The 458-nt window shown below is 69.2% G+C and carries 2 protein-coding genes; both read right to left on the bottom strand.

The genetic code is table 11. From position 1 onward, the window contains the following. A partial coding sequence (gene rplF / locus G3I71_RS47310; RefSeq protein WP_164325123.1) for a 50S ribosomal protein L6 occupies positions 1-344 on the bottom strand: 344 nt, incomplete at its 3' end. Between the two features lie 25 nt (positions 345-369). Then, positions 370-458: 30S ribosomal protein S8 (gene rpsH / locus G3I71_RS47305; RefSeq protein ID WP_164325125.1), on the bottom strand; the 89-nt coding region annotated here is incomplete at its 5' end.

Below are 458 nucleotides of genomic sequence, written 5' to 3'. Positions count from 1 at the left end.
ACGACGGGGTGGCTGTAGCCGAGCGCGAACTCGAGGTTGCTGCCCTTCGCCGTCACGCGGTAACCGGTGCCGACGATCTCGAGCTTCTTGGTGTAGCCCTCCGTGACGCCGGTGACCAGGTTGGCCAGCAGCGTGCGGGTCAGGCCGTGCAGCGAGCGCGAGGCGCGCTCGTCGTCGGGACGCGTCACCACGAGGGCGCCGGCGTCGTCGCGGTCCACCGCGATGGGGGCGGCGACCGTGTGGGTGAGCTCCCCCTTGGGGCCCTTCACCGTCACCACGCGGCCGTCGATCGTCACGTCGACACCCGAAGGCACCGGGACGGGGATCCTGCCGATTCGAGACATGGCTGTTCTCCTCTCCGTCTCGGGCTTACCAGACGTAGGCGAGGACTTCCCCGCCCACACCCTTCTTGGCTGCCTGCTTGTCGGTCAGCAGGCCGGAGGACGTGGACAGGATCG

The organism is Streptomyces sp. SID12501 (assembly GCF_010550245.1).
In the GTDB taxonomy this organism is placed as follows: Bacteria; Actinomycetota; Actinomycetes; order Streptomycetales; family Streptomycetaceae; genus Streptomyces.
This window is presented reverse-complemented; position numbering and strand designations above follow the sequence as displayed.